This window comes from Variovorax glucosi, from assembly GCF_051216695.1.
Taxonomy (GTDB): domain Bacteria; phylum Pseudomonadota; class Gammaproteobacteria; order Burkholderiales; family Burkholderiaceae_C; genus Variovorax.
Window position 1 is genome coordinate 207,070 of record NZ_JBPJZE010000005.1, and the last position, 23,286, is coordinate 230,355.

A 23,286-nucleotide genomic window follows, 5' to 3' on the forward strand; every position below is an offset into this window, starting at 1 on the left:
TTTCTTCTCGTGGTTGTGGTTGTTCTTGCAGGAAGTCAAGCCGTCACCTTGGCCACTGGCACAAACTGCCGCACGTCGACCGACGCCTGTACCGACTCGAACCACGGGTCCGGCTCGCCATCGAGCGCGAACTGCAGCCGCTCCCACAGCGCCCGGCGCCCCTCAGGATCGTCCAGGATGCGCTTCTTGACATGGTCCACCCCGACGCGGCCGATGTAGTGCACCGTGCGCTCCAGGTACCAGGCCTCGGTGCGATACAGCTCCAGGAAAGCGCCGGTGTACTCCATCACCTCTGCAGCAGTTTTCAGTTTGACCAGGAAGTGCGCTACCTCGGTCTTGATGCCGCCGTTGCCACCGACGTAGATCTCCCAGCCCGAGTCGACGCCAATCACGCCGACATCTTTGATGCCCGCTTCCGCGCAGTTGCGCGGGCAGCCACTGACGGCGATCTTGACCTTGTGCGGCGAGTACATCGCCCACAACGCATGCTCGATGTCTTTGCCCATCTGCGTGGAGTCCTGCGTGCCGAAGCGGCACCACTCGCTGCCCACGCAGGTCTTCACCGTGCGCAGCGACTTGGCGTATGCCAGGCCGCTGGGCATGCCGATGTCCCTCCATACGGCCTGCAGGTCCTCCTTCTTCACGCCCAGGAGGTCGATGCGCTGACCGCCCGTGACCTTCACCGTGGGGATCTTGTACTTGTCAGCCGCGTCGGCGATGCGGCGCAGTTCATCGGGCGTGGTGTGACCGCCCCACATGCGCGGAATGACCGAGTAAGTTCCGTCTTTCTGGATATTGGCGTGGCTGCGCTCGTTGACGAAACGGCTCTGCGGGTCGTCCTTGGCTTCCTTCGGCCAAGTGCTGATCAGATAGTAGTTGACTGCCGGGCGGCAACTCGCGCAGCCATCGGGAGTACGCCAGCCGAGACCGGCATAGACCTGTGCGTGGGTGAGGTACTTCTGATTGCGGATGGCCTCGCGCACGTCCTGGTGGCTGGCGTCGGTGCAGCCGCACATCGCTTTCTTGCCCGGCGCGGCCGAGTAGTCGCCGCCGGCCGTGAACATCAGGATTTGCTCAACCAAGCCGGTGCACGAGCCGCAGGAGGCGCTGGCCTTGGTGTGCTTCTTCACCTCGTCGAGCGTGAATAGGCCCTTTTCGCGAATCGCCTTGCAGATAGTGCCCTTGCTGACGCCATTGCAGCCGCAGACCTCGGCCTCATCGGGCATGGAAGCCGCCTTGCTGTGGCCCTCGTGGCCGGTGTCGCCGATGTTGGATTCGCCGAACATCAGCCTCTCGCGGATGTCGACCACGCTGCGGCCTTCGCGCAGCAGCTTGAAGTACCAGCTGCCGTCTGAAGTGTCGCCGTAGAGGCAGGCGCCGATGAGCTTGTCGTCCTTGAGCACCAGCTTCTTGTAGACGCCGCCAAAGGGATCGCTCATGACAATCTCCTCGGTGCCCTCGCCGCCCTGAAAGTCGCCAGCGCTGAACAAGTCGATGCCCGTGACCTTGAGCTTGGTCGAGGTCAGCGACCCCTGGTAGCGCCCGATGCCCCACTGCGCCAGGTGGTTAGCTGCCACCTTGGCCTGCTCGAAAAGCGGCGCCACCAGACCATAAGCAATCCCGCGATGTGCCGCGCATTCGCCTACCGAATAAACACGCGGGTCGGTCACCGTCTGCATGGTGTCGTTGACGACGATGCCGCGGTTGCAGTGCAGGCGCATCGATTCGGCAAGCGCCGTGTTCGGGCGGATGCCCACAGCCATCACCACCAGGTCGGCCAACACTTCCGCGCCTTCCGTGAAGCGCACGGCCTTGACGCGGCCGGCGCTGTCGGCGACCAGCTCCTGCGTCTGCGCGGCCAGGCGGAACCTCAGCCCGCGCGCCTCCAGCGACTGGCGCAGCAGGCCACTGGCGGCGGCATCGAGCTGGCGATCCATCAGGCTGGTGCTGTTGTGCACCACCGTCACGCTCATGCCGCGCAACATCAGGCCGTTGGCGGCTTCCAGGCCGAGAAGGCCGCCGCCGATGACCACCGCGTGCTTGTGCGTCTTAGCGGTCTCGATCATGTAATCGGTGTCGGCAATGTCGCGATAGCCGATCACGCCCTTCAGGTCTTTGCCCGGTACCGGCAGAATAAACGGGTTGGACCCAGTGCACAGCAGTAGCCGGTCGTAGGTTGTCTCCACGACCTCGCCATTGGCGCCGACCGCGCGCACGCGGCGCTGGATGCGGTCGATTTCGGTGACTTTCTTGCCGGCGTGCAGGGTGATGCCGTTGTCGCTGTACCACTCCCAGCAGTTCAGCACGATCTCGTCGATCGTCTGCTCGCCCGCGAGCACGGGGGACAGCAGAATGCGGTTGTAGTTCGGGTGTGGCTCGGCGCCGAACACCGTGATGTCATACATGTCGGGCGCGAGCTTGAGCAGCTCCTCGATGGTGCGCACGCCCGCCATGCCATTGCCTACTAGCACCAGTTTGAGTCGTTTCATCGAAGATGATCCTTTTGGGGGTTGGAAGCAATTGCGATGCCCGGCGCATGGACAACAATCGCGCCATGAGCTTCGATGTCGAAATCGGCTACAGCAGCCACCGTGGACCGCGTGACCTGAACGAAGATTTCGCCGGCGCCGTGCGGGCACCCACGGGTGAGGAAGCGCGTGGCCTGATCGCCGCCATCGCTGACGGCGTGTCGACCGGAGGTGGCGGCTTGGAGGCGGCGCAGACCACTGTCATGGGTCTGCTAGCGGACTACTTCGCCACACCCGACACTTGGGAGTCGACGGTGGCGCTCGACCGCGTGATCGGTGCCCAGAACAATTGGCTGGCCAGCCACAATGCGCGCCGTCAGGATGCTCGCACCGGGCTGACCACCCTGACTGCGCTGGCGCTGGAGGGCCACCGCTACACACTCGCCCACGTCGGCGACACGCGTTGCTGGCACGTCCGCGCCGGCGGCGCGGAGGTCTCGCGCCTGACGCAGGACCACGCCATCGACCATCGCGACATGAAGTCGCAGCTCACGCGCGCGGTCGGACTGGACGATCAGGTCCGCGTCGACTACGCGCAGGGCGACGTGCGTGTGGGCGACTGCTTCGTGTTGACCACGGACGGCGTCCACGGCGTGCTCAATGACGCGCGCATCGGCGAGTTGGCCCTGGCCGGCGCCGTCGAGACAGCGAGCGAGGCGCTGGTGCAGGCGGCGCTCGCGGCCGGCACGCGCGACAACGCCACCGCACTGGTACTGCGCGTTATCGGACTGGACACCCGCTCGCTGAACGATGAGCAGGTCGACGCCCGCCGGTTGAGCGCGCTGCCACTGCTGAAGATCGGCGACGTCATCGACGGCTACACCGTCACGGCGCGCGTGGCCGACACCGGCGTGCACCTGATCTACCAGGCGCGCGAGACCACCACGCGCACGCTGGTGGCGCTCAAGACCCTGCACCCCTCGCGTGCCAGCGACGCGCAGGAGCGCGCCATGCTGGCGCACGAAGCTTGGCTCGGCCTGCGTGTCAGCGCGCGCGGCGATGAAGGTTTTGTGCGAGTGCATCCGCGCGATCTGCGCGCCAGCGCCCTCTACACCGTGTTCGAATGGCATTCTGGCCGTACGCTGGAACAGCGCCAGGCCGACGGCCCGGCGCCCGTCGCCGAGGTGGTAGAGGCCGCCGTCCAGTGGGCGCGCGCGCTTGGCCGACTGCACCGGCACGGTGTGGTACATCGCGACATCAAGCCCGGCAATCTGCACAGGGATGACGACGGCCGCTGGCGCGTGCTCGACCTGGGTGTGGCGCTGTCGGGCCGCGAGGACCCGGCCACGCGCGCCCTGCACGCCGGCACACCCAGCTACATCAATCCCGAGCAATGGGAGGGCGGCGCCGCCGATGCCGGCAGCGACCTGTTTGCGCTTGGCGTCACGCTCTACCAGTGGCTGGCCGGGCGGCTGCCGTACGGCGAGATCGAGCCCTACCAGACCGGACGCTACCGTCGCGACCCGGCCGCGCTCTCGCGCATCCGTCCGGATGTGCCGCTGTGGCTCGACCATCTGGTGCGCCGCGCCGTCGCCCGCGACCAGCGCGAGCGTTTTGAAACTGCCGAGGAACTGCTGCTCGCATTGGAGCGCGGCGCTTCCCGTTCGGTCGCCGCGCCGGGTGCGATCCCGTTGATTCATCGAGACCGCGTGCTGCTGCTGCGCATTGGCTTGGCGGTCTCGTTGCTGTTCAATGCCGTGTTGCTGACCTGGCTGTTGTTCCTTCCACGCTAAGGTTGCCTTGACCGACGGTCGCAGTGGCGAGCGAGCGCCCCGGGTCATGATCAGGAACGCACTGGGCGACGTGCCGTAGGCGCCTTTTTGAGACCGGTAACGGGCGCGGCCGACGCGGCGCCCGGCGGCACGCGGGCGCGCCCGCCCTTTTCTGCCCAGGTGCGCGTCCAGCGGATCTGCATGACCCGCATCACGGCCAGCATGACCAGTGACAGCGCGCCGAAGAACACGAAGCCCCAGACGTAGCTGCCCAGATATTGTTTGGACAATCCCATGGCGTTGGGGACCAGGCCGCCGCCAAGGGCGCCGATTTCGCCGATCATTGAGCCGGCCACGGCCGTGCTGAGCGGCCAGCGCAACGGCACCAACTGGAACAGGGCGCCGTTGCCCGCGCCCAGCGCGGCGAAGCACACGATTAGCAGCAGCGTGGTGAGAACCAGCGATGTCGAACTGATGCCCACCAACACCAGACCGACAGCCACGACAACCAGCACCACCGTCAGCGTATTGACGCCGCCCCAGCGGTCGGATATCCAGCCGCCCAGGACCCGAACAGCCGCGCCCATGAACGCCGCCAGCATCGTGAGCTGACCCGCCTGCACCTTGCTCACGCCAAACTGGTCGTAATAGTAGGAAGGCAGAAAGGTGATGAAGCCAATGAAGCCGCCAAAGGTCACACCATAGATCAAGCTGAAAACCCAGCCGTCCTTCTCAAACAGGCAGGCCACGTGCTCGCGGAAGCTGGCGTGACTGTCGACGTCCGGCGGCTCCTGCGCGAAGACGATCATCACTACCATTGGAATGAGGATGGCGACGGCGGCGACGCCGTAGACAGCTTGCCAGCCCAGCCACAACGCCAGCGGTGGCGCGACCAGCACCGACACCGCAGTGCCGATGTTTCCCGCACCCACCAAGCCCATCGCCAAGCCTTTGTGCTGCGGCGGGAACGAGCCTGCGCCGAGTGACAGCGCGACGCCAAAGCTGGCGCCGGCAATGCCCAGCAGCACGCCCATGGCCAGCAGGTCGTTGAAGCTTCTAACAAAGAAGAAGCCAAACAGCATCGCCACCGCGATCAGGCCCATCTCCACCAGTGTGGCGTTCTTGCGGCCGATGTACTGCGACAGGATGCCTAGCGGAAAGCGCATCAGCGCCCCCGCGATGATGGGTACTGAAAGCATCAGGCCCTTCTGGGCCGGCGTAAGGTTAAAAGTCTCGCTTATAAACGGCGCCATGGCGCCGTTAAGCACCCATATACAACACGAGAACGCGAAGTAGAAGAAAGCGGCGAAAAGGGTGGGCGAGTGACCCGACCGTAGGAAGGACTTGAAGGTCGTCATGGCAGTTTCGAAGCAAGCATGCCTCGACATGGGCCTTGGCAGACTCGGGTCGTCGGCGGGTTAAAGGAGGATTCCAGCCGCGTCGCGGGCAATGAGGTGCCACGAGGCCGAGGCCACCGGAATCCGCAGAACCGCAGTGAAATCACCAAGACGGTGCGTCTTGACACCGTGCAATGCCCCCCCGCAAGCTCCGTGCCTAATTCAGCCGAACTCGCCCCGCACTTTTGTTAGGTAGCAATACGACCTACCGAATTTAAAGATGCTGTTGTTAATGCGCAATGAAACAGGAGTTTGGAAACGCAATATTTCGGCCACGGATATGCGCTCTTACGATACATGCCGTTTCGCACTAGAGATGTATGACGCTGAAACTGGTGATGCCACACGAGAGTTCGATGGACCCAACTGAGCCACTTCAGTTTTACGAATTCCTTAAATGGGTTGTTCAAGCGAGCGGAGTTGAGAGCCTCAACCTTTAAAGTGGTTGTGCTTCGGCGTCTCATGAAGTCTCTTTGCATTCAAGCACCTTTGCTCGGCCAGTTGCTGCAGCGCTTCAGCCGCCGTCGCGCGAAACTTGATCGAGCAAGCCAGCATAAGATTGAGCGGCAGTCCAAAATCTTCCACCAGCCATCCTGAATGCCGCTCGCGCAACAACCCCGCCTCACATCGTGTGCATGGCATGGCTGCATGCAAACGGTCGGCATACGAGCCTGCCGGTACCCCATACCCGATGATTGGAATGCCTCTGGCGATGGCAAATCCCACTTCAAACACCGTACCTGAATCCGGTTCCTGGCCTCGAAAGGGTGCCAGGTTGGCAATCACGCCGTCGGCCTCCGACAGCTTCGCCACGTTCGAGGTGAAAATATGTCTTGCCAGTTGCATACCTTTCGCATCCGGTGGCAAATCGCCATCGATAGGCGTGAGAGGTATCAGCTGAAGTCGAACTGCCTCGGAACAAAGCGATGCAAACACACTCGCCGCATCGGGCTTGAAAACGTCGAAGCCAGCCAAATAGACCTTCATGTCCGCCATCCTTGCCGATCGATTTGAAACACAATCAAAGAACTTATTGTAGCGTTAATTATTGGCAAAACAACTTAGATTGGTCTGCTTGGATTGCATTGCATTGCAAAGGTCTGTTGTTAAATAGATAAGCTATTCCTCGATCTGCCGACGTAAGGTGTGCTTAGGAAGACGGCGCATAATTAATTTGTGCGTAGCTCGTAACATTATTGCGTCAATCTTGGCCGTGATTTTCAACTGTCGGCTCGCGATCGCCTTTGGAACTTCAAGAAATTCATTGACTCCACCTATGAATCGTTTGAAACAGGCAAACATGCATCTTGATGACTCAAAGCTACCCTGAACTAAAAACTGAGATTGCCCGCTTGGAGGCAGAAGCCGAGAGAGTGCGGCGATTCGAACTTCCTGCCGTCATCGCTGAATTGAATCTGCTGATCGAGCACTACCAGCTTACTGAGGCAATGATTTTTGGTACTTCGCGCAGTGGCACCCAAGGGAAGCCGAAGACCGTAATGGTCCCCAAGTATGTAGATCAAGTAACCGGTGACACCTGGACCGGACGCGGGCCGACACCAGCCTGGCTATCCGAAGCGCTAAGTGCCGGCACCTTGGCCGAGAATCTGCTGGTCAGCTGATGACGTCCAAGTCAGTTGGACCGCCTTGGAACGCGTTGCACAAAAGCGGCGAATGCAGTTCTTGAACGCAACTGTGCCATCAGATTTTTTTTGGCCTAAGTTAATCGGAATAATCTTAAGGCAACGGATGGCGCCGCTCGGCACGTGGTGGCAGCGTGCAAGAAAAAAACCTTGAGGGACATGTGATGTATGCGGTACACGGCGAAGTTTGAGGATCGTTAATTAGACTCAGGGCTTGCAAGTAGCGGGCACGCCCCCTCATTGATGAACAGAACCTATCCTGAACTGAAAACTGAAATTGCCCGATTGGAGGCAGAGGCCAAGAGGGTGCGGCAATTTGAGCTTCCCACTGTCATCGTCGAGCTAAATTCGCTGATCGAGCGCTACCAGCTTACTGAAGCGATGCTCTTCGGCTCCACGCGCAACGGGAGCCCAGGTAGACCGAAAACCGTGATGGTCCCTAAGTATGTCGATCAGAGAACCGGCAACACTTGGACCGGATGTGGCACGAGACCGGTTTGGCTGGCTGAAGCATTAAGGGCCGGCACCTTGGCCGAAAACCTTTTAGTCAGCTGAAGGCGCTTTTAAACGCAGCATCAGTTGTTGGCGCCGATGCCAATCTGAGCCACCGCGCCGAAGTTCGACTGCGCCATCCGGCTGAACGGAAAATCAACAACAGCTGCGGCCGTTGAGGCGATATGCCTGGCTCAACTGATAGTCGGCACATGGCCGCGAAGTGCCTCAAATTGGCATCGCCGCCAACATGCAGGCGATGCACAAGGACGCACGCACTGCAGATGCGTGCCGACAGCACGCCAATCGCGAGATCTGTCTACTTGCGCGCTTTGAGCTGGCTGTACACCGCCTCGGCGACCCGCAGCATTTCGGGCCTGCTTTCGCCTGACGAGATGGCATAGCCGAAGTCTTTGTCCAACCAATAGAAGACGTTTACCGGACCGTCATGGCCGAACTTGAAGGCCGTCTCGCGTCCGACATCTTCGCAGGTGACGTACAGCGTCAGGCGCTCTCCCTTGGCGCCGCCGAACATGAACTGCGCCACCGGCCCCTTGTCGCCCGGCAGCAGCCGCCCGCCGATGAGCCCGTAGCCCAGGGCGCGCAGATCGGGCGGCTTCACTTCGATGCCCATGCGTTTGGTCAGCCAAGCGACGAGCGCCTGCTTCTGGTCGGCGCCGACCTCCACCGGCCGGCGTACGTCCGGGCTGTAGACCACGTGGGCCACGGCCGCACGGTGGGCGAAGCCACTGAGCGTGCCCGCCCGTGCCGCGGCCAGCGTGGCACTGCGCTGCAGTTGCCCGTCGTAGGCGCCACGCCCCCACCAGGCCGACCCGGTGCTGACGACCGCGATCGCCACGCCGGCTGCCAGGGAGCGCCATGGCCATTCCTGCAAGCCCTCCCCCGGCGCCGGCTTCAGGGGCAGGCGCAATGGCAAGGGCTCGGACATGACCGGGTCGAGCAGCTGCTTGAGCGCCAGGTTTTGGGCACGCCAATCGTCAACGCGATCGCGCTCGACCAGATGTGCGTCCAGGAAAGCATCGATTTCGACATGCCGGGCCAGGCCCAGAAGGTGGTCCGCGTAAGCATGCAGATCGGCTTCGGTCACCGGCTTGCTGCCGTTGGTGGAATTGGGTCTGAGTGGGGGTGAGTCCATGTCACTTGATCCTGCGCAGGGGTGCGACGGCCTGGGCCGGCAGCGCGCGGCCTTGCAGTTCCTGCCGCAGCTTTTCGCGGCCGCGCGCCAGGCGGGACATTACCGTGCCGATGGGCACGCCGAGCGCAGTGGCGGCTTCCGCGTAGCTCATTTCTTCAACTGCGATGAGCAGCAGCACATCGCGTTGCTCCACCGGCAGCCGCTGCAGGACGCGGTCCAGGTCGCGGAGTTCGGTGCCGTCGGACTGGCTGGCGCGTTGCGGGATTTCGGGCAGGTCGTCTCCTGCGCTGTCCTCGGGCCGGCTGCCCCTAACGCGTACGCCGTCGATGAAATGGTTGTGCATGATGCCGAACATCCACGCCCGGATGTCGCCGCGTCTCTGCCAGAGCGAAAACCGGCTCCACGCCCGCTCCAGCGTGTCTTGCACCAGGTCGTCGGCGCGCGTGGCGTCCGACACCAGTCCGCGCGCGTAACGGCGCAGGCCAGGAATGCAGGCGACGATCGCGGCTTCGTCCTGTGCGCGCATGGGTTGGAAGTTCGTCCTCGTACAGACCAGGTCGATCAGGGCTTGATGACGTGCCAAACGTTCTTGAAGTTGTCGCCGGTCATGTCGCCGGTCTTCATGTCGGACTTATAGAGGTAGACCGGCTTACCCTTGTAGGCCCACTGCTTGGTGCCGTCGTCGCGCGTGACGATGGTCATGTCGCCTTCGGGCTTCGCGTCCGCTTCTGCCATCACCGGTGGCCACAGTCCGGCGCACGGGCCATTGCAGGCGCTCTTGCCGCTGCCCGCCGTGTCGTTGTCGAAGGTGTAGAGCGTCATGCCACTGGTGTTGACCAGCATGCCGCCAGCCGTCTTCATGGGAGCGGCAGCCTGGGCAAGGCCGGCCGACGCGGCAGCGATGGCGAGAACGAGAGTTGAGACGAGGTGATTGTTCATGAAGGTCCTTTGGGGGCAGAGTGGAGAAGACACTGCATAGACGCACGGCGGTGGCTGTCTATTCCAATGACTTCCAACTAATTTGCGGCTTGGACCGGTTCCGTCTGTGCGTTTGCGCCTTGGGCAACACCGCGCTGATGAAGCACCTGCACGTGCTGGTCGACGATTTGAAGTTACAGGCCGAGGCAATGCGCACGCAAGGCGCCAGCGTCATCGGCTTCGCGGTCAATGGCCAGCCAGAAGGTCTGGTGGCGGTTTCAGATCCCATCAAGGCCACCACCATAAAATCGTAGACCGGCCGGAAGGGTTCGGGCCTGCGCATGATCATGGTCACAGACGATAGCCTGACCACGGCCAAGGCCGTTGCCTGTTGGCGCCGATGCCAAGTTGAGGCACTTCGCGACCATGTGCCGTATCAGGTGAGCCAGGCATATCGCCTCGATGACCGCAGCTGTAGTTGATTTTCCGTTTTGCTGGGTGGCGCAGTTGAACTTTGGCGGGATGGCTCAGACTGGCATCGGCGTGAACACATTGGCCATAGCTTGTTCGACCTGCGACTGATAAAAAGGGTCGGTCGCAGATCTACTGGCAGTGACGGGCGCAATTTCGGTATCGATCGCATGAACTACTTCTTGTACCCCCAATTTTTTTAGTGCCAGACGTCAATTTATCGAAGGGAATTAACAAAGGGGTATGTCTATTTGCATAGGCCGTTGATACTGCGCGTATATCTTTTGTAATAGGACAATTCAAAATATGTGACATAGTAGACTTTGTAAACTTAATGTAACAAAGGAAACGCAATATTTTTTATACAAATTATACATTCGAAAAGCGGGTAATCTTTCTCCTACGAAAAAAGTTTTACTTTCGGCTTTTTGCTTTGGCAGCAAGCTAGTGTCGAAAACTTCCATTTCTTTGGAGTTATAAGATGTATTTGTCGCGCAATGCATCTCAGCAACAAATTCGACTGGCAGAACGATCACGTCAAAATAGACAGGAGATCATAAAAGCCCTTTCACACGGACAGGTATCCAGGCGGGAGCTTTTTAAATGGGGAATATTTAGCGTGAGCGGCGCGCTCGCTGCCAAGAACGGCTTGAATCCATTTGTAGGCGTTGCCCATGCCGCAATCCCAACCGGTGTACCCGCGAGCCCAAAATTTGGTGCTGCTGACTTTAGCGCTCCCATGCCCCGCTGCGATTTGATGGAACGTCAGGACATCACCTCGCTCAGCCCGACGCCTCAGCAACTTGCAAATGTTACCAAGACGAAGGTGGTGGGTCCGGACGGCATCGCAGTCGATGGTCCGATGGAAGGTCGGCCACCTGGCGCCCTGTGGGCACACCAAGGTTGGGACAAGTTTGCTCCCCGTATCGCGGTCGAACAATGGCAACGGGGTGCGCGCAACTGTGACGATTATCGTCCCGGCGTGGACTCATTCTTCAATTGCGGTATTGATCCCAAGACATCGGTCAAACCTTGCTTTCATCCGAAAATGGCTGTTCAAAGTGAACAGTCGCTCTGGACCTTTAGCGGTAATGCACCTCCCAAATTGCTTTTGGGCCGTTACGGCGAGCCGATTCTCTTCAGGCATCACAACGACCTGCCGCCTAAAGTATCCTCGAATTCTGGTTTCGGTCGCAACACAATAACAACGCACGAGCACAATGGCCATCATGGTGCCGAAAACGACGGTTTCGCGGGCGCCTATTTCTTCCCTGGTCAGTTTTACGACTATCACTGGCCGATCGTGCACGCCGGACTTAAGACCATCAATACCACTGCGACCGATCCGCGTTGCGGTGCACCCGACGGCAACGGTGGAATCACCAAGCTTCCGGGCGATTGGCATGAAACCATGAGTACGCATTGGTTTCACGATCACATGTTCAGTTTCACTTCGCAAAATGTCTACAAAGGCATTGCGGCCATGTTCAATCTTTACAGTTCACTCGATCGTGGCAACGAGGCCATCAATGACGGAGTGAACCTGCGATTGCCAAGTGGCACGGCCAAAGATTGGGGAAATTTAGAATACGACGTCAATCTCATGTTGAACGAGAAAGCGTTTAGCGCGGATGGCCAACTGGCCTTCGACATTTTCAATTTCGACGGATTCTTGGGTGACCTGATGATGGTTAATCTTACGTACAAGCCGTATTTCTATGTCGAGCGTAGAAAATACCGCTTTCGGATTCTGAATGCGTCGGTGTCGCGTTTCTTCAAACTGGCCCTGAGCAACGGTGCGCCGATGATCCAGATCGGCAACGACGGCAACCTGTTGCCGCGCGCCGTTCAGTTGTCCGAACTGGACGAGATGGGCATCGCCGAACGCTATGACATCGTCATCGACTTTTCTGATTACAGCGACGGCACCAAAGTTCATCTGGTTAATCTTGCTGAGCATCAGGATGGCAAGCTAGTGGCTAAGAATCTGGCGCTTTCCGAAGCGTTGTCAGGCAAGTCGGCCGATCCTTGCGTCGGCCGGTTTTTGGAGTTTCGCGTACGGGGCACGACACGGGCGGTCGACAAGAGCCGCGATTTCAGCCAACCAGGCGGCATGGTGCTGATTCCCAATCCCGACCTAAGCAAGATTCCGATCGCACGAGAACGTACTTTCGAATTTAATCGCGGCGCCAAACAGACGACACGCGATCCGATCTCGTCGGCCTTGGGACCGTGGGGCGTCAAGCTCGATGGCGGCGACACCCTGGCCGCGGACTTTGGGCGTGTATCGGCCGCGCCGAAAGCGGGAACGCGCGAGGTATGGACGTTGGTTAACGGCGGCGGCGGTTGGGACCACCCCATCCACATTCACTTTGAAGAAGGCCAGGTCCTTGCGCGCGATGGCATGGCGAGCAACGTGCCGCTGTGGGAGCGAGGCCGCAAAGATGTCTATCGCTTGCGTCCCGGCGGCAGCATCACGATCACTCTGCAGTTCCGCGACTGGGGCGGCATGTTCATGGAGCACTGCCACAACACCGTTCACGAAGACAACGCGATGCTGCTGCGCTGGGACGTGAACGCGAGCGGCACCTCGGTGCTGACCCCGCTGCCGACGCCAATCCCCAAGCCGACCGGAGTGGAATTCCTGGCGCCGACCGAGACCCTGCGTAACGCTTAAAAACCTTCGCTCGATTCCAACTGGGAGTTCATTATGATGCCGCTCCAGATCTCCAAGACTGCGAAAAAGCCAGTCGCCCCGATTGCGCTGTTAATCACGTTGCTCGCATTGCCGATGCTGGGCTCAGCCGTCATTCGCGGACCCATCCTGGCAAGTCCGGTCAACTCGGTCCTGAGCTCTGGCGTGGAGAACGTCGGGTTCACCGGGCAGGTGACGATTTCGTCGCGCATCATCGATGACTCTGATTTTCACGGGCCCACGATGCTGGAGCTAACGATCGATTTCGACAGTGTCAAAGGACTGGGCCGAGCGACGGGCAAACGCTTCGTCAGCGAAGCACGAACCATTGTCCGTCGACCATTGCTGGCGTTCGATGAGGTGGAAGCGGTCTTTCCTTATGCACCAAACTCCAATCCCAATCAGGCGCTCTCGGCGAAGGCGGTGATTAGCGTGTCCTTCAACCCGTTTTCGGGATTAGCGCTGTCGACAAAGATCATCGCTTTGCCGGCCGACGTGCTATCCACGTCCTGAAAACGATCGCCCTTGAGTAAAAAATGAAGCTGCTGTCGCTGATCTTCAGCTCGGGCATTGCCCGAATCCTCTCCATGGCTGGGTCGCTCGCGCCATCGATTGTCATAGCGGCAGGGCCGGCGGTTGGCGGGTCATTCCCGGACTTCACGCTGACGACGCAGGAAGGCGTGAAGGTGCGCTTTTACGAGGACCTCGTCAAAGGCAAATCGGTGGCGATTAACGTTATTTACACGAGTTGTAAAGATGAATGTCCACTAGAGACCGCGCGGCTGGCGGAAGTTCAGTCCCTGCTTGGCAACCGGGTCGGGAAAGACGTGTCGTTCATATCTATCAGCATAGACCCTGAAGTCGACCGGCCCCAGGTGCTAAAGCGCTATGCGCAAAAATTCGGCGTTGGGCCAGGCTGGTATTTCCTGACTGGTGACAAGAAAGATATCAATGTGCTGACGCGCAAGCTCGGACTTGCCCGAAACACAGATGCGATTAGCAAAGATGGGCACGCCAGCAGCCTCATGCTGGGCAACGACGCTACCGGCCAATGGATGCGTAACTCTGCGGTCGACAACCCGCGTTTCTTGGCTGCGACGATGAGCAATTTCTTCGGTTGGAAAGACGACCTGAATACCGCGAGCTATGCCAACGCACGACCGTCCGACATGGGACGCGCGCAATTTACGTTCGAGAGTCGCTGCGCATCGTGTCACACCATTGGCAAGGGCGATCGCATCGGCCCTGACTTGGCGCATGTGAACCACCGCCGCGATCTTGCCTGGCTGATGCGCTACCTCAAAGAGCCGGACAAGGTGCTCGCTTCGGGCGACCCGATCGCGGTGGGCTTGTTCAGCAAGTACAACGGCGTCCGCATGCCTAACCTGCGCCTGGGCGACGAGGATGTTGATGTGCTGCTGCGCTACATCGTCGAGCAAAGCGAAGTTTCGTCATCGGGCTCAGCGGGCAGCGCGGGCCACACCCATCACAAGCACTAATACCGCACCAGTACCCGCGAGGATTGCGGCCGCTGCGACCGACCATTTGATTCCTTTCCAAAGTCAAAGCCAGGAGAGTTCCATGTTCCATCGCATTACCGAGTCGAAGCGCCTTCAAGTAGCCTTGACCTGCTTCCTTCGCTTCCGATTTGCTCTGGGCTCACGCTGGCAGGAAGGGGCGCTGATTGGTCTGTTATGCCTGGGTGCGGTGTTTGGTGCCTCGGCAGCGACCAGCAACGTATGGGTGCCGACCGGGCTGACGGTGCCACCCAACGGCGTGATCCTCAAGGGCGCCGGTATTAATCCAGCCACCAACCTACCCTATCGGCACCTCTGGCTCGCCGACCACCTGCGCGGGTTCTGTCGCATCGATGCCGACATCGACGCTCCTGCAACTACGCACGACGTCAATCCTGCAACGTGCCTGCCCAATGCCGTGCCTCAGGGGCCGACCGTATTCGATCCCCTAACAAATACCATTTACTTTGCCGATGGCGGCGCCAAGGGACTGGGCGTGGTGAAGATGCGCTTCAATCCCCAAGGCGATGGCGGCCACGGCTTGGTCGACCTGAGTCTCCAGGAGCAGATCGGTGCCGCCGGCAATGGCTGCGGCCTGCCTGGCAACCGGACGACGTCAATAGCGCTTGGCCCGGACGGGAACCTGTACGTGGGTGTGCAGAAGAGCGGCAACATCACACGCATCGTTAACCCGGGCAGCTCGAACGTGCCGTGTTCAAGTTTCCAGACCATCGGCGCAACACCAGACGGGCGGCGCACCGTCGCGTTGACCTGGGTGGGCCATGACCTTTTCGGCATCGACGGCGGCTCAGCTTTCCAGATCGGCAACGCGGACCAGTGCGTCACACCCAACAACGGCAACCGGGCATGCCGGGGCACAGCAATCCTCGCTGGTGGTGTGCTGGCGGCACCGCAGGCGATCGCTAGCGACCAGCCATACCCTTCGGTCAGCGGCACCACACTCTACATCGGCGACGTGGTCTCGATCACGAAGGTGCAGGTGGCCGGCTTGGTGGTCACTCCCGGCTGGGGCACGGGGGTCACGTTTCCAACGGGGCTGACGGTGGACACCATCAATCCGTCGAATCCGGTGGTGTTCGCCGGCGACGATCCGACCAATGGATCGGGCACCCTGCAGGGCAAGATTGTGCGTGTGAACGATGCGGTGCAGAGCGCTGCACCGGGTGCGCCCAGCCAGGTAATCGCCACAGGCGGCGACGCCGCCGCCACAGTGTCGTGGACGCCCGGCACACCCGGCACGTCACCGACCATCTTCTACACCGTCCACACCGCCGGCGGCAGCGTGCCCGACCAGTCGACGTCCGTGGGCGCGGCAGTGCCAAACAGCCTGACCGTCGCGGGCTTAGTCAACGGCGGCAGCTACACCTTCACGGTCGATGCCACCAATGCCGTAGGCACGGGGAGCGTTTCGGCACCGAGCAACCTCGTGACGCCAATCGCGGCGACAGCGCCGGGTGCGCCCACAGCGGTGTCGGCCCTGGCGGGCGATGCGTCTGCACTGGTGGCCTGGTCACCGCCGAGTTTTAATGGCGGCAGTCCGATCACCTCGTACACGATCTCCTATTCGAACAACGGGATGCCTACCCAAGTGCGGGCTGACGCTACGGCCACGGGCCTCACGGTCGCGGGCTTAGTGAATAGCGCCAGCTATACCTTCACCGTGCATGCCAGCAATGCCAAGGGCGATGGTCCGGAGTCAGCATCATCTAATGCGGTGACGCCTGTCGCGCCGGTCTCCGCAACCAATATCGCCTTGGCGATGGCGGCGCCGCAGCAGGTGTTCAGTGGCGCGTCAGTGACGTACACCCTGACGGTGACCAATACCGGCAACACCACTGTGCCGCAGGTTCTGCTTAACGAGCAACTGCCGGTTTCGGGTTTTTCCGGCTCGACCATGACAGTCGCGCAGGGTGTGTGTGCTCCAGTGCTTAACAGCGTCATCGCCTGCAATTTGGGCGCTATGGCTGCCGGGGCGAGCACCACGGCGATCCTGACGTTGGGCAACGTGTCGGCGGCGGTGACGAATACGGCTAACGTCGTGCCCAAGAACGCGGCCGGCGTGGCTTTGAGCGAGACCAGCGTGTCCGACAACAGCGCGAGTGTGACAACAAGCCTAGCACCGCCGCCACCGGCAGCCGGTACCACCACCGACCTGCAGCTAGGCGGATCGGTAAGCTCCAGCAGTCCGGCGCTCAACAGCAACGTGGTCTTCACGTGGCAAGTCAAGAACAGCGGCAAGCAGACTGCGAACAAAGTCATTTTTACCGACGTGCTGCCACCTTCGCTGCTGTTTCAGCAGATCGTGTCGACCTCCGGCGCGACGTGTGGAGGTGCGGCGCTTGGCACGTCTGGAACAGCGACCTGCACCCTCGCCTCATTGGCTGCGGGACAGAGCTTGACCATTAGCGTGACTGCACGTGTCTCGGCACTCGGAGCAGCGTCGAACACCGGAGCGGTTAGCTTCGAAGGCAGTGACTCGAGGCCCGACAACAATGCAGCTACCCTTTCCATCACTGCACGTTGAATTGCGGGCGTCGTGCTCGCTCGGGCCTTCAGCCGAACCAGCTCGCAGCCGAATCCAATGCATTCGAGCTCTGGAACTTGAAAATGGGCGTTGCCTCCACCACACGGGGCACATCTATTTCGCGGAATGCGAGATCCTCTCGCGCGGCGGCAGTGCGGCCAAGCCTGCAGATAACGAACGGCCAGTTTGTGTTTCGGAACGGCTGCACGGCTTGTCACAGCATCGGTGGGGGCGACAAGATCGGCCCAGACCTGCTGGGTATTACCGAGCGCCAGCAGCGCAGTTGGCTCGAGAAATTTGTGCTCGTGCCCGATGAAATGCTCGCCGCTGGCGACCCAGTCGCAAACGAACTGTTAAAGAAATACAAGGGCGTGCGCATGCCCAACCTCGGTCTTTCTCGAGAAGAGGTGGCTGACATCCTGGCACACGTCGAAACCCGGACGGCTGAAGTCCGTGACCGTCAGGTGCGCGCTGGCATACCCACGAAAGCGCCAGATAAGTCGGAGCTTGAGACAACGACATCGTCGCCGACCCGAGACGCAAGGAAGTAGGAGAACCATGATGAACAACAACGCAGTTCGCCAGCCGTTAGGCCTAGGGATTCGTGGAATTATTCTCTTTAGCTTCGTCGGCCTACAGACAGCATGCGGGGGCGGGGGTGGCTCCAGCGATAGCCAAGCGCCTCAAGCCGTACAAAGTGTCGGCGACACGGGGCGTGCTAAAGCGACTGCAGGACCGACGATGACGGCCACAGACGTGACGCCTCTCCAGACGCTCCGCAACGTCGTGCCGCCCGACCCCTCGGGGACGGAGGACTGGCGGCCCGTTGAGCTGACCGATTACGTCACCAATCGCACTGCCGCCATCCGCCTTGGAAAGGCACTCTTCTGGGACATGAATGTTGGCAGCGACGGAAACACCGCTTGCGCGACCTGCCACTTCAAAGCCGGTGCGGACAACCGCATTACAAATCAGATCAACCCTGGTCAAGCCAACGTCAATCCGGCAATCAGAGCGCTCTTCAACAAGCCATTTGTAGTCAGTGAAGTTCCGGAGGACGTTCCTTCGTACGGCATGAAGTCAGGCAGCAAGGGCGGTCCAAACGACACCCTGGTGCTGGCCGACTTTCCTCTGCACCTACTCGCTGATCCGACGAACCGTGATTCGGCGATCTTATACACCACCGATGATGTCATTGGCTCGCAAGGTGTCTTCGACGCCAGATTCATTGAACCCGGGCAGTCACGGTTTGATGACTGTGCAAAACGGCCTGACGGTATTTTTCATGTCGGAGGCATCAACACCCGACGCGCCACGGATCGGAACTCGCCCAGCGTGATCAACGCGGTATTCAACGTCCGCAACTTTTGGGACGGCCGCGCGAACAACGTTTTCAACGGTTTTTCGCCTTTCGGTAACCGTGATCCCGATGCAGGCATATGGGTCACAAGCTCGGCGGGAGGTCCCGTAGTTAAGGCGCGGCTTGCTCTTCAAGATGCCAGCGCTGCGTCCCAGGCTGTCGGTCCTCCGGGCAGTGATGTGGAAATGTCGTGCGGCGGCAGATCGTTTTCTGACATTGCACGGCGCGTGCTCGACATGCCTGCGCTCAATCGTCAAGCTATCGACCCGACCGACTCAATACTTGCATCATTCAGCAGCCCACGCAAGCCAAAATACCGAGAACTCATACAGGCTGCGTTTCAGCCCCGGCTTTGGAACTCGGCACAACCAGTTTCTCTTGGTGGTGTTGCTTATAGCCAAGCCGAGGCGAATTTCCCGCTCTTTTTCGGTCTGGCGATCCAGTTGTACGAAGCCACATTGGTGTCTGATCAGACGCCTCTGGATGCCTATCTTCAAGGTAATACCGAGGCGCTAAACGCCTCCGAGGTCCGTGGCATGGAGCTCTTCAATGGCAAAGCGCAATGCGTCAGCTGCCACGGCGGACCAGAACTTACCAACGCCGCCACGCGGCTGCGCCTTGCCCCATTAAAGCGGATAGAACGCATGCTAATGGGCGATGGACAAGCCGCTGTCTATGACAATGGCTTCTACAACATCGGCGTGCGACCGACGAGCGAAGATCTGGGCGTTGGACGCGCAGATCCCTGGGGAAACCCATTGTCGTTCACTAGGCAATACCGAACGGTACTAAAGGGTGGCGCCATGTCGGATCCGTTTACCGTTGATGTGTGCTCGTTTGAGGTGCTGGTTTCGACCGCACAAGTCTGCGACTCCACCATCCTGCCCGTGGCCGACTTTCGCGACGCGGTAGACGGCGCCTTCAAAACGCCCGGTCTTCGCAATGTTGAACTGACGGGGCCTTATTTCCACAATGGCAGCCGGGCAACGCTGGAGCAAGTGCTGGAGTTTTACAACCGGGGTGGCGATCGCCGCGGATCAAACATCAGCAATACCAGTCGGTTCGGCCCCAACAACTCGAACCTCGATCCCGACATCAAACCACTTGGTCTCACGCCGGTCGAGGTGAAAGATCTCGCAGCCTTCCTGAAGACACCGCTTACGGATCCGAGAGTGGCTTGGGAACGAGCACCGTTTGATCATCCGTCCCTAACTTTGCCCAACGGCCATATCGGCGATGAGACGAAAGTTGCAGGGCAACAGACGTCCGATGCTCAAACTCTCCATCAGGCTCCAGACGTGCTGCTGAGGGTGCCCGCCGTCGGGGCAGCCGGTCGAGCAGACCGGGAGGGTTCAATAAAGCCGTTCCACCTGCAGTTACGATAAGTAAGAGCAATGACTTGCATTAACTGATGTGAGGGCGAAGCTCAGCTGCTGCACGCCGTCCTAACGGTTGCCAGCATTTAGGCAGCTGGCGATCAGCGAGATGGCAGCAAATTCCTGCTTGCCGCATCAGGCTGTGCTGTAGGAGGTCTGACGAGGGCATCTAGTCATACTGGACCTTTTCGGAGTAAGTTAGCCATGCGAACCAATAAATACCGGGGTCGTCGTTACGATGTTGCGTCAACAGCCGTTGCGGCAGGTGTTTACCGAGGCGTGTTCGACATTGATAGCACTAGCGACGAAACGACTGATGGCGTGATCAACGAAGCGACCTGCGATACGTTTTCCACTGCCGACGCTGCGGAGGATGCCACCGACGCGGGCGCGCGACGATGGATCGACATCGAAGCCGAAAAGAGCTGAAGCGTCTGTCGGATTGTTGCAAGCTTGATGTACAGCTCGACCGCTCGAATCCTGTCTTCGTATGAGTAGTTGAACTACCTCCTGGTAGTCCAAGTTTTCGTCCGCACCCCCTGGTTCAGATTTAAATCGGCGTTGACAGCAGAGTCCAAGAGAGCGCGAAAATTCTCACTTCGGACTGTCATTGCTAGGTTGAATGGGCTGATCGAGCGTTACCAGCCTACGGAAGCAATGTGTCCAGTGACATGCGTAAGGGCATCTTAAATAGGGCGAAGGTAAGGGCGCGGCGGACACACGCCTGATCGGCCTTGTCAAGGCGACGCGAGGGCGCTACGTGGCTTTGCTCGGCGGCTGCCAGCGGTGGGGCAGGAGTTGGTCGATGTCGCGCTGCTTGTGGGTCGGTAGCCGGGTCAGGACGTCCTTGAGGTAGGCGTAGGGGTTGTGACCATTGAGCTTGGCCGACTGGATCAGGCTGCGTGATCGCAGCGGCGCGCTGGCCGGCGCGCAGGCTGCCGGCGAATAACCAGTTCGCCCTCCCAAGGGCCCAGGTCCTGATCTGCTGTTCGTTGCGATTGTTGTCGATCGGCAGCGCCGGGTCGTCGAGGTAGCGCATCAGCGCGGGCCAGCGCCTGAGGCTGTAGTCGATGGCCTTGGCCGTGGCACCGCCGGTCCACGACCTGTGTGCGACGGGCGATGAGCCAGGCATGCAGGGCCTGGGTGATGGGCAACGCGCGCCTTTGTCGCTCGTGCAGTCGTTGCTCGGGGGTCAGGTCCTTGACGTCGCGCTCGATGCCGTAGAGCTGACCGATGAACTCCAGAGCCTTCGCCGCCACCGGGCTCTTGCCGTCCTTGGCCAGATCGAAGAAGTAGCGCCGTGCGTGCGCCATGCAGCCGCACTCGGTCACGCCACCCGCCCACAGGGCGTCGTAGCCGGCGTAGCCGTCGCATACCAGCTTGCCCTGCCACGCCCGGCCGCGCTCGTCCTTGAGGAAGGCCCGGGCGTGCTCGCCGGCACGGCTGATCGTGAAGTTGTAGACCACCGCCCGCAGGGGCTCGAACGCCCCGGCGGCATAGGCCCAGAGGTAGGCGCGATGGGTCTTGCCCTTGCCCGGTGCCAGCATCGCCACCGGCGTCTCGTCGGCATGCATCACCGCGCAGGCCAGCACCTGGCGCTTCAGGGCGTCCACCAGCGGCTGCAGCCGTGCGCCGCAGATGCCCACCCAGGCCGCCAGCGTCGAGCGCGGGATGGCAAGGCCGGCGCGGGCGAAGATGGCTTCGAGCCTGTAGAGCGGCAGGTGGTCCGAGTGCTTGGCCACCAGCACGTGGGCCAGCAGGGCGGCCGTGGGAATGCCCTTGTAGATGATCTCGGCGGGGATCGGCGCCTGCATGAGCGTGCGGCAGGACCGGCACGCCCACTTGCCGCGCACGTGGTTCTGCACGGTCAACACGCCCGGCGTGTAGTCCAGCTTCTGGCTTACGTCCTCGCCCACGCGCTGCAGGGCGCAGCCGCAGGTGCACGTCGTGGACTCGGGCTCGTGGTGGATCTGAACGTGCGGCAAGTCCTTGGGGAACTCCGCCCGTTTGGGCTTGGCCCTGGGCTTGTCGCCGTCCAAGGGCGGCGCCTTTAGGTCCTCGAGCTCGGCCTCCAGCGCGGCGATGTCGGCGTCGACCGATTCCTCGAACAGGGCCCTCTGCTGGACGCTGAGCTGTTCGCTCTTTGCGCTGAACTCGAAGCGCCGCAGATGAGCGATCTCGTAGGCCAGCTTCTCCAGCTTGGCATCGCGCCAATCGATCTCATGAGCATGCTGCTCGATGCGCGTGATCAACCGGGTAGCGAGTTCGCGCAGTTCGCTCTCGCCCAGCGCAGCGAGCTGTTCCGGAGCGATCCGCGTGGCGTCGAGCATGGCCGCCAGTCTCGCAAGATGCACTAGCCTTCGCCATCGGCGCGTTCACGAATTGCCCGTGCCATGCACAGACGTTTCGGGGTCTACACGATGCGGATGACGCCCGCGTCGCCCAGGCGCTGCCATGGCAATCCGACCACTAGGGCGGCGAGTTGCTAGGCGCTCATCGCCGCGTGCGCTGCGCCGCTGGTGGGCCAGAAGAAGCGGCCCTGGTGCAGACGACGTGCGCACAGCCACAAGCCCAGGCCATCGTGCACGAGGACCTTCATGCGGTTGGCCCTCGCGTTGGCGAACAGATAGGCGTGATGCACACGGGCCTCGCCGAATACCTTGACTACGCGCGCGAGCGCAGTGTCGGTGCCGCAGCGCATGTCCAGCGGTGCCGTGGCCAGCCACACCGCCTCGATGCGGATCATCGGCACGCTCACCGGAGTCATTCGCGCAGCCATTCGCCACACTGGGCGGCGCCGGCCAACGGCCAGATGATCGTGGCATTCGACGCACCGCGGCGCAACTCGACCCGGATCTCCGATGGCGGGGCCTTCTCCGATGTGGTCGATGTTGCCGGCGCACACGGCGGGGGTGGCGTCGGCCACGCCAGCGGTACGAACTCCCCGACAGCGCCAGACGATGAGAACGCGCTCACACGAGCGTCGTTGCGGCGCCAGCGGTGCACGAGATTGGCGTTCAGGCCATGCGCTTGTGCGATCGCCGCCACCGAGGCGCCAGGGACTTCGCATTGCGCCAGGACCTCCCTCTTCAATTCCGCGCTGTGGTGACGTCTGGGCAGGTTCCTGAAATTCATGGGGGAGCGTCCATCAAAAATAGATGGACGCCATCCTTGCCACCACACGTCTAACGATCAACGTGCCTTCGCTGTTTGCTTACGGGCGAAGACCAAGAAGATTCCGAAGTACGTACATCAAGTGACTGGCAATAATTGGACCGGGCGCGGCTCGAGACCGGACTGGCTTTCTGAACCGTTCAAAGCTGGCACTTTGGCTAAAACCTTCTGGTCAGTTGATTTCTGCGAAAAGGGAACGATGCCCAATTGCGTTCGAGCAACATCAACGCCAGTCGTTGGGTACTAGAAGGCCACAATTAGATGCTGGCCGTTTTCATTCACTGTTCACCGTACATGGCATA

At 60.7% G+C, this 23,286-nt stretch carries 20 protein-coding genes and 1 pseudogene; 12 read left to right on the forward strand and 9 right to left on the reverse strand.

Translation table 11 applies throughout. The annotated features are described in order from the left end of the window. Positions 1–35 precede the first annotated feature (35 nt). A complete protein-coding gene (gene nirB / locus ACSFA3_RS21785; RefSeq protein ID WP_435507589.1) occupies positions 36–2,489 on the reverse strand; it encodes a nitrite reductase large subunit NirB in 2,454 nt (817 codons plus the stop codon). Positions 2,490–2,554: 65 nt separating this feature from the next. Between nirB and ACSFA3_RS21790 the strand changes: the two genes are divergently transcribed. Beyond that, entirely contained in the window at positions 2,555–4,261 is a 1,707-nt protein-coding gene (locus ACSFA3_RS21790) for a bifunctional protein-serine/threonine kinase/phosphatase (protein WP_435507619.1), read from the forward strand. 50 nt (positions 4,262–4,311) lie between these two features. Here the strand turns inward: ACSFA3_RS21790 and ACSFA3_RS21795 are convergent, their stop codons facing one another. Together ACSFA3_RS21795 and ACSFA3_RS21800 are read right to left on the reverse strand one after the other, a co-directional pair. Beyond that, the gene (locus tag ACSFA3_RS21795; RefSeq protein ID WP_435507590.1) at positions 4,312–5,598 is read right to left on the reverse strand and encodes an MFS transporter; all 1,287 of its coding nucleotides are present in this window, start codon (positions 5,596–5,598) and stop codon (positions 4,312–4,314) included. Positions 5,599–6,066: 468 nt separating this feature from the next. Further along, on the reverse strand, positions 6,067–6,624 hold the full coding sequence (locus tag ACSFA3_RS21800; RefSeq protein WP_435507591.1) for a nucleoside 2-deoxyribosyltransferase: 558 nt from the start codon (positions 6,622–6,624) through the stop codon (positions 6,067–6,069). Positions 6,625–6,947: 323 nt separating this feature from the next. Here ACSFA3_RS21800 and ACSFA3_RS21805 point away from each other — a divergent pair, with 323 nt between their 5' ends. After that, positions 6,948–7,259, forward strand: coding sequence for an H-NS histone family protein (locus ACSFA3_RS21805; protein WP_435507592.1), 312 nt, complete (start codon positions 6,948–6,950; stop codon positions 7,257–7,259). A 264-nt stretch (positions 7,260–7,523) separates the two neighbouring features. Further along, entirely contained in the window at positions 7,524–7,835 is a 312-nt protein-coding gene (locus ACSFA3_RS21810; RefSeq protein ID WP_435507593.1) for an H-NS histone family protein, read from the forward strand. A gap of 256 nt (positions 7,836–8,091) precedes the next feature. Here the strand turns inward: ACSFA3_RS21810 and ACSFA3_RS21815 are convergent, their stop codons facing one another. From ACSFA3_RS21815 to ACSFA3_RS21825, 3 genes are read right to left on the reverse strand one after another with little or no spacing between them, the layout of a single operon-like run. Further along, positions 8,092–8,928: an anti-sigma factor family protein gene (locus ACSFA3_RS21815; RefSeq protein ID WP_435507594.1), complete on the reverse strand. Its 837-nt coding sequence runs from the start codon at positions 8,926–8,928 to the stop codon at positions 8,092–8,094. A 1-nt stretch (position 8,929) separates the two neighbouring features. After that, complete coding sequence (locus tag ACSFA3_RS21820; protein ID WP_435507595.1) at positions 8,930–9,454, reverse strand: sigma-70 family RNA polymerase sigma factor; 525 nt, start codon at positions 9,452–9,454, stop codon at positions 8,930–8,932. 35 nt (positions 9,455–9,489) lie between these two features. Then, positions 9,490–9,867 (reverse strand): COG4315 family predicted lipoprotein, encoded by a 378-nt coding sequence (locus tag ACSFA3_RS21825; protein WP_435507596.1) that lies wholly within the window; start codon positions 9,865–9,867, stop codon positions 9,490–9,492. 119 nt (positions 9,868–9,986) lie between these two features. On the opposite strand from ACSFA3_RS21825, the gene ACSFA3_RS21830 reads away from it, so the two are divergent. The 8 genes from ACSFA3_RS21830 (at position 9,987) to ACSFA3_RS21865 (ending at position 20,239) form a co-directional block, all read left to right on the forward strand. Then, positions 9,987–10,160, forward strand: a complete 174-nt coding sequence (locus tag ACSFA3_RS21830; RefSeq protein WP_435507597.1) for a hypothetical protein — start codon at positions 9,987–9,989, stop codon at positions 10,158–10,160. A gap of 638 nt (positions 10,161–10,798) precedes the next feature. After that, positions 10,799–12,994 carry a multicopper oxidase family protein gene (locus ACSFA3_RS21835; protein ID WP_435507598.1) on the forward strand — a complete coding sequence of 732 codons (2,196 nt, stop codon included), beginning with the start codon at positions 10,799–10,801 and terminating at the stop codon, positions 12,992–12,994. Positions 12,995–13,030: 36 nt separating this feature from the next. Then, entirely contained in the window at positions 13,031–13,525 is a 495-nt protein-coding gene (locus tag ACSFA3_RS21840) for a hypothetical protein (RefSeq protein WP_435507599.1), read from the forward strand. A gap of 23 nt (positions 13,526–13,548) precedes the next feature. Continuing rightward, positions 13,549–14,511: an SCO family protein gene (locus ACSFA3_RS21845; RefSeq protein WP_435507600.1), complete on the forward strand. Its 963-nt coding sequence runs from the start codon at positions 13,549–13,551 to the stop codon at positions 14,509–14,511. An 82-nt stretch (positions 14,512–14,593) separates the two neighbouring features. Continuing rightward, a complete protein-coding gene (locus ACSFA3_RS21850) occupies positions 14,594–17,074 on the forward strand; it encodes a fibronectin type III domain-containing protein (protein WP_435507601.1) in 2,481 nt (826 codons plus the stop codon). 83 nt (positions 17,075–17,157) lie between these two features. After that, positions 17,158–17,625, forward strand: coding sequence for a c-type cytochrome (locus tag ACSFA3_RS21855; protein WP_435507602.1), 468 nt, complete (start codon positions 17,158–17,160; stop codon positions 17,623–17,625). 10 nt (positions 17,626–17,635) lie between these two features. Further along, positions 17,636–19,819, forward strand: coding sequence for a cytochrome-c peroxidase (locus ACSFA3_RS21860; protein ID WP_435507603.1), 2,184 nt, complete (start codon positions 17,636–17,638; stop codon positions 19,817–19,819). Positions 19,820–20,014: 195 nt separating this feature from the next. Next, the gene (locus ACSFA3_RS21865) at positions 20,015–20,239 is read left to right on the forward strand and encodes a hypothetical protein (protein WP_435507604.1); all 225 of its coding nucleotides are present in this window, start codon (positions 20,015–20,017) and stop codon (positions 20,237–20,239) included. Positions 20,240–20,566: 327 nt separating this feature from the next. On the opposite strand, the pseudogene tnpC reads toward ACSFA3_RS21865, so the two are convergent. The 3 genes and pseudogenes from tnpC to tnpA form a co-directional block, all read right to left on the reverse strand. Then, a pseudogene (tnpC, locus tag ACSFA3_RS21870) lies at positions 20,567–22,140 on the reverse strand (IS66 family transposase). A gap of 155 nt (positions 22,141–22,295) precedes the next feature. Next, positions 22,296–22,577 (reverse strand): IS66 family insertion sequence element accessory protein TnpB, encoded by a 282-nt coding sequence (gene tnpB / locus ACSFA3_RS21875; RefSeq protein WP_435507605.1) that lies wholly within the window; start codon positions 22,575–22,577, stop codon positions 22,296–22,298. Continuing rightward, on the reverse strand, positions 22,574–22,945 hold the full coding sequence (gene tnpA, locus ACSFA3_RS21880) for an IS66-like element accessory protein TnpA (protein ID WP_435507606.1): 372 nt from the start codon (positions 22,943–22,945) through the stop codon (positions 22,574–22,576). The genes tnpB and tnpA overlap by 4 nt, the downstream gene beginning before the upstream one ends. Here tnpA and ACSFA3_RS21885 point away from each other — a divergent pair. Beyond that, complete coding sequence (locus tag ACSFA3_RS21885; protein ID WP_435507607.1) at positions 22,944–23,231, forward strand: H-NS family nucleoid-associated regulatory protein; 288 nt, start codon at positions 22,944–22,946, stop codon at positions 23,229–23,231. The genes tnpA and ACSFA3_RS21885 overlap by 2 nt on opposite strands. The last annotated feature ends 55 nt before the right edge of the window (positions 23,232–23,286 follow it).